Below are 6,409 nucleotides of genomic sequence, written 5' to 3'. Positions count from 1 at the left end.
GGGCTGCGACCTGGACCTGCCCGCTCACTCCGGTGCCCCCGCCACCCCGGCGGAGCGGCCGGCGTCGGGGCGTGGCGCGCGGGCCCTGAGCGCGGCCACGGCGGAGGCGGCGTCGTCGGCGTAGAAGCGGAAGGCGCGGGCCTCGGCGGGCCGGCCCAGGACCCGCACGAAGCGCACCGGTTCGGTGAGTTCGACGGTGACCGTGGTCTGTCCCGCCACGGCCAGGTCGGCCGTCCCGTCGTCCCCGACGGCGGCCATCCTCCCCTCGGGGAAGGCCCGGACCGCGCGGACCGAGGCGATGCGGCCGGCCGGGACGCGGATGTCCAGCAGGGCCCCGTACCGCAGCCGCAGCGAGCCGTCCGCGCCGATCACGTGCGGGCGCACCACGCAGGACGCGTGCAGGGCGACGACGAAGTAGCAGCCCCAGACGTCCACGACGAGCGTCACCGCGTGGACCACCGGCCACGGGATCACCAACGCCAGCATCACCGTCTCGACGACACAGACGAACAGGAACCCGGCCATGACCGCCGACTGCCCGGAGGCGTACGGGACGGCCGTGTCGCCCCGGCGCACACCGTGCGGTCCCCGGCGGGCCACCCACCGCAGGAAGCTGGTCGACAGGAAGATCTCGTGGGCGGTGAGCCGGCGCACCGCCGCGGGCACGCTGTCGGCGAGCGCGGCGCGCAGGGCGGCACGCCGGCCGAGACCTCCGCGCCGGTGCCGGCGGTGGTCGAGACCGGCCAGGACGGTGGATAGGAGCAGCGGGACGAGCACCGCCAGCCGCACCGCCCACTGCACCCCCGGGGCGATCCGGACCCCTCCCACCACGCACAGGAGAAGGACCAGTTCGGCGGGGAGGAGCGCGACGAGGGACCAACGCACCGCCGTGCGCAGGGCCTTGAGGTTCGTGGCGCCGGCCGGGCCGGCGAGCTCGGAGGTTCGCATGACGCCAGTAGAAACGTTGCCGTCGCGACAGGGTCAAGCGCCGCCGTCCCGGCGCCCCGCCCCGTCCTGCGGACGGCGCGCGGGGGACTCCCGGGCCGGGAAGGGAGCGGGCACGGGCGCGCCCACCTCGACGCCCCGCCACACGGCACGCAACGCGGACCCGGTGTCGTCGGCCAGGTGATCGTCCGGCACGGCCCACATCCGCACCGGGGTCGCGTCGGAGCCGATCGCGGGCCAGCCCGGGTCACCCGACGCGGCGAAGTCCGCCCAGGCCCGCACCATCCGGCGGGACAGGGCCCGGTCCTGTTCGTCCGGGGCGCCGCCGATGAGGAACGGGGCGCCCGTCGCGTCCAGGTTGCCGAAGGCGAAGGGGACGTCGGCGGTGTGCCAGGGCCGGACCGTGCCGTCCGGTCCCGGGCGGCGGCGGGCGAAACGGGACAGGTGCGCCCGCCCGCCGGCCCGCGCGTGCCGTTCCGCCAGCCGGCTGCTGTACTCGCCGAAGCATGCGTCGCCCAGGAACGCGAGATGCCGGTCGAACACCGGCGCGTCGGGTATCAACGCCCGGTACTTCTCGACCAGTTGTACGGGAAGGCGGAGCGCCTCGGCGGCGTCCGCCGTCGCCCGCTCCGTGTCGGTGCGGCGCACGCTGCCCGTCGCGTGCAGGAACCAGTACTCCTCCAGCGTGTGGCAGACCAGCAGGTCCACGTCGCGGGCGGCACCGGCCGTCACGGCGGTGAGCGGATCGGCGGGCAGCACCTCACCGTCGACCACCGGCTGGAACAGCACGGGGTCGACCGCCTGGCTCGGCAGGACCGGATCGTCCGCGCACTGCCCGGACACCGCGTCGGCGGCGGCCACCAGACGCCCGGGCGAGGCGGACCGCAGGCCGTCCGCCGTCGGCGCGACCCCGGCGGCCCGCGCGATCCTCGACGAGACCGCGGCGGCGGCCCCGGCGGAGAAGAAGGCGGCCGGCACGCTGTGGGCGATCGCCCGCCGCATCAGCCCGCGCGCCCGGTCCATGCCCAGCAGACAGGCGACGGAGCCCCCTCCGGCGGAGTGCCCGGCCACGGTGACGCGTTCGGGGTCCCCGCCGAACTCGGCGATGTTGTCCCGGACCCAGCGCAGTGCGGCCACCTGGTCCAGCAGACCCCGGTTGTCGGGGAAGCCCGGCACATGCCCGAACCCCTCGAAACCGACCCGGTAGTTGCAGCTCACCACGACCACCCCGGCCCGGGCGAGCGCCGCACCGTCGAAGCCGGGCTCCGCGGAGGAACCGAAGGTGTAGGCACCGCCGTGGATCCAGAACAGCACGGGCAGCGGACCGCCGTCCGGCCGGGGACGCACCCACACGTTGACGCTGAGGACGTCCTCGTCGCCGGGGCGCCACACCGGCGCGCCGGGCAGTTCGGCCGACTGCGGGGCGACCGGCCCGAACTCCGTGCAGTCCCGGGGGCGTCGGTCCCCCCAGCCGGGGACCGGCCGCGGCTCACGGAAGCGGTGCGGGCCGAAGGGCGGGGCCGCGTACGGCACTCCCAGCACGGCGATCACGCCGTCGGGCGACCTCCGCCCGGCCACCCGGCCACTCGTCGTCCGGAACTCCGTGCTGGTCCTCGCGCTGTCGTCCATGGGGGGCAGCCTCGCACGCCGTCCGGCCCGTCCTCGAACCATCAACCGCCGCCCGGCGCCCGCCCGGTGGCGCGGCCCGGCCCCGCTCGCCCGGACCGCTCACCGCGCCGTGGGAACGCCGAACCACCTCCGTAGACACTCCTCCAGCGCGTCCTGCCGCTCACCCACCCAGACGACATGACCGTCCGGCCGCAACAGCAGCGCGGGCACGTCGAGTCCGTCGCCGGCGTCGACCACGTGGTCGACCCGGTCCGCCCACCCCGACACCGTCAGGCCGCCCGTCGTGTCGAGCAGCAGCCCTCGCCCGCCGTGCATCAGCTCGTACAGGCGGCCCCGCTTCAGGGCCACGTCCCGCAGACGACGGCCCAGCAGTTCGTGGTCCTGCCCGTCTCCGTCTCCGTCGCCGACGTCGTAGCGGACGTCCACCGCGGTGATCATCCCGGTGATGTACCGGTTCACCTCGTCGAGCCCCATCAGCTTCGTGAACAGCTCGCGCAGTGCGACCGTGCCCGGGTCGGTCCTCATCAGCGCGATCTGCGCACGGGTGTTGGCGAGGACGGCGGCCCCCACCGGGTGCCGCTCGTCGTGGTACGTGTCCAACAGCCCTTCGGGAGCCCAGCCGTTGACGGTCGCGGCCAGCTTCCAGCCCAGGTTGAACGCGTCCTGCACCCCGAGGTTGAGGCCCTGTCCGCCGGTCGGCGGATGGATGTGCGCGGCGTCACCGGCCAGCAGCACCCGTCCGGCCCGGTAGCGTTCGGCCTGCCGCGTGGCGTCACCGAAACGGGACAGCCAGCGCGGCGAGTGGACCCCGAAGTCGGTGCCGGCGACGGCCCGCAGCCGCTCCTTGAACTCCTCCAGGGTCGGTCCCGTGGTCCGGTCCTCGGACACGCCCTCGGCCGGGACGACGAAGCGGTGCACGCCGCGCTGTCCGTCCACGTCGGGGACGACGCCGAAGCGCAGCTGGGTCGTGCGGACCCGGGCCACGACCTCGGCGATCTCCGCCGGGTCCGCGGTCGCCGCCATGTCGCCCAGCAGGGTCTCGACCGTGGCGGGCTCGCCGGGGAACCCGATGCCGAGCAGCTTGCGCACCGTGCTGCGCCCGCCGTCGCACCCGACGACGTAGCGGGCCCGCAGCCGGGTGCCGTCCGCCAGCACGGCGTCCACGGCTTCCCCGTCCCCGTCGTCCTCGCCGCCCCCGAGCGGGGTCAGCCCGACGACGTCGCAGCCGCGGCGGATGTCGGCGCCGAGTTCGACGGCGCGTTCGTGGAGCAGCCGCTCGGTGTCCGGCTGGGCGGTGGCCAGGCCGTAGGGGTGCGCCGTGTCCAGTCCGTCCGGCCAGGGGGCGGTGATGCCGCCGAAGAGGCCGCCGACCTGGAACTTCTCACTGACGGCGAGGAACCGGTCCAGCAGGCCCCGCTGGTCCATCAGCTCGACACTGCGCGTGTGCAGCCCCCGCCCCCGGGACTGACCGGAGGGTCCGGGCAGCCTCTCCAGGACCACCGTGTCCACGCCGTGCAGCCGCAGTTCGCAGGCCAGCATCAGGCCGGTGGGGCCGCCGCCGACCACGATCACGTCCCTCATCGCACAACACCCGTCCGCCGAGTTCGAGAAATGGCTGTTACGCCCACAGAAGCCGCGTAGGTCGCGAAGCGGTATTTCCCGCTGTTCCGGGCGTAGGTCGGCCATTCTGCGCGACACCGGGGGCCTTGCCGCAAGCCCCCCGGTGCGCTATACGTTGAGAGTGGCAAGGAGCGGGCGACTCCTTGCCTTTCGTGTTTTCCGGCCCCGGCGGACCGCCCGGGGCATTCGCGGCCCTCGCCGTGCCGTTCCGTCGCGGCAGCGGCGGCGGCCTACTCGCAGACGATCTCGTCGCGCGGGGTGTAGTGGGTGTGGAAGGGCTGCCGCTTCACTTCCCGGCCGTCGTTGAGGAAGACCCGCTCCACCGTGACGTCGAAGCCCTCCAGCGGGGTCTGCGGCACGCACTCCTTGTCGGTGCTCACCTTCCGCTTCGGCTCCACCACGTTGCGGCGGGGACCGGTCACCGACTTGATCTCGTCGTACTTCTTGGTGCCGAAGAAGGTGATGGTCACGGACGTGTCGGTCGCCCGCGCCTGGATGTACAGGGCGTTGCCGGAGTCGTTCGCGAACTTCAGGTCGAGGCTGCCCCAGGCCACGGTGGCCTCCCGGCCCTCGGGGTAGCGCTCGATGTAGAAGGAGTGGGCGCCGTACTCGACGGGCCGCACGCCGGCGAAGAACATCGCGTTGAACATGGTCGTGGCCACGGAGGAGACGCCGCCGCCCGGCGCCTTGGTGTACTTGTCGTCGAGGATGATGACGCCGTCGCCGAACCCGTTGGCCTCGGTGCGTTCACCGACGGTCCGGTTGAAGCTCCAGGTCTCGCCGGGCATCACGAGGGAGCCGTCGATGAGCTCCGCGGCACGGCCGATGTTCTGGGTGCGGTAGGCGGCCGGCTCGAAGGTGACGGTGTACGAGGACACCTTCTCCTTCAGGCCCAGCCGGGCCACCTTCTCGGGGGTCAGTTCCGGTTCGGTGCGCCGCGTGGCGAGTTCGCCGGTGCGGCCGGCACCCGACTCGGTGAGCAGGGGCAGCACGGCCTTGCCGAGGGCCTTGTCCTCGACCCGCACACCGGTCCGGCCGCGGTCGGCCACGACGACCCGGTCCCCGTCGACCCGCAGCGTGGCGTTGCGGGGCGTGGTGGTCAGCTCCGCCAGCGGGCGTGCCACGGCGGGCGCGGCCCGCAGGCCCTTCTCGTCCAGCCGGGGCGCGAGCCTGCCGCTGTCGTCGGGCCGCATGCTCAGATGCTCGCCCAGCACCTTCGGGGGGATCGGGAACCGCTGGTCGCCGGCGGTGAGGGTGACGGGCGCCGACATGGCCGGCCGGGCGAACTCGCGCACCGCGCGTTCCACCTCCGCCGCCGTGACCTTCGGCCGGGTCTCACGCGCGGGCAGGGCGGTCACCTTGTCGGTGCCCGCCTGGAAGGAGTCGCGCAGGGTGTCCACCGCGGCGTCGACGTCCAGGGCGTGGCCGGCGCGCGGCGCGATCGCGTTGACCTCGCCGTCGGCGAACGTCACGCCCCCGTCGCGCACCTTCCGGTCCAGCTCCTCGGCGAGCGAGCGCAGGGCCGCGCGCGAGGCGTCCTCGTCGGTGGTCACGGCGGGCTCGATCTCACCGCCGGAGCGGAACAGGGCCCCGATGACGCTGACCGGGTCGGAGCCGGTGTGCGCGGCGCGGTCCACGGTGCCGGGGATGTCGAAGGTCAGCCCGGCCTCCCGGGGGACGACCGTCCCTGTGCGGTCGCCGACCGACACGGGGAGCTCGCGCGAGGCGACGGGCGTGAGGTGCCGGTCCAGCTTCCGGGTGGCCTCCTCGGCGCTCAGCCCTCCGATGTCCACCCCGCGCACCGTCGTCCCGGACTCGATCTGCCCGCCCGTGAGGAGGAGCCCCGTGAGATACAGCCCGCCGAATCCGAGGGCGAGCGCCCCGCCGGTCACGGCGAGCGCGGGAACGGCCGCGGGGCGGCGGACGGAGGGTATGCGGGGGCGCATGGGTCTCCTGGACGATCGACACAGTGGTGCACCCCTGGCGCGACGCCACGTACGGGGCAATCACACCAAGGTAGGCGCAACGAGGCATCGGCCGGGTATGCCCCAGGTCACCCCGGACCCTCCCGGAGCGGGCCCGCGGCGCGCTCGCCGCTCTACCCAGGGCCGGGAGGTCCGCGATGTGAGGGTGGTCACAGTCGGCTGTGAGGACATTCACAGCCGCTCGCGGCGGCCGGCGGCGGGAGCGCTCTCGTGCCCGGCGGGCCGGCGTC

At 74.3% G+C, this 6,409-nt stretch carries 4 protein-coding genes; all 4 read right to left on the bottom strand.

Annotated features, from left to right (window positions below):
- Window positions 1–24: 24 nt before the first annotated feature.
- The gene (locus G3I53_RS01980) at window positions 25–948 is read right to left on the bottom strand and encodes a hypothetical protein (protein ID WP_164333759.1); all 924 of its coding nucleotides are present in this window, start codon (window positions 946–948) and stop codon (window positions 25–27) included.
- A 33-nt stretch (window positions 949–981) separates the two neighbouring features.
- Window positions 982–2,574 carry a carboxylesterase family protein gene (locus tag G3I53_RS01975; protein WP_164437964.1) on the bottom strand — a complete coding sequence of 531 codons (1,593 nt, stop codon included), beginning with the start codon at window positions 2,572–2,574 and terminating at the stop codon, window positions 982–984.
- A gap of 99 nt (window positions 2,575–2,673) precedes the next feature.
- Window positions 2,674–4,155 carry an FAD-dependent monooxygenase gene (locus G3I53_RS01970; protein WP_164334358.1) on the bottom strand — a complete coding sequence of 494 codons (1,482 nt, stop codon included), beginning with the start codon at window positions 4,153–4,155 and terminating at the stop codon, window positions 2,674–2,676.
- A gap of 269 nt (window positions 4,156–4,424) precedes the next feature.
- Entirely contained in the window at window positions 4,425–6,140 is a 1,716-nt protein-coding gene (locus G3I53_RS01965; protein WP_164334357.1) for a VanW family protein, read from the bottom strand.
- Window positions 6,141–6,409 lie beyond the last annotated feature (269 nt).

This window comes from Streptomyces sp. SID14436, assembly GCF_010548465.1.
Classification (GTDB): domain Bacteria; phylum Actinomycetota; class Actinomycetes; order Streptomycetales; family Streptomycetaceae; genus Streptomyces.
This window is presented reverse-complemented; position numbering and strand designations above follow the sequence as displayed.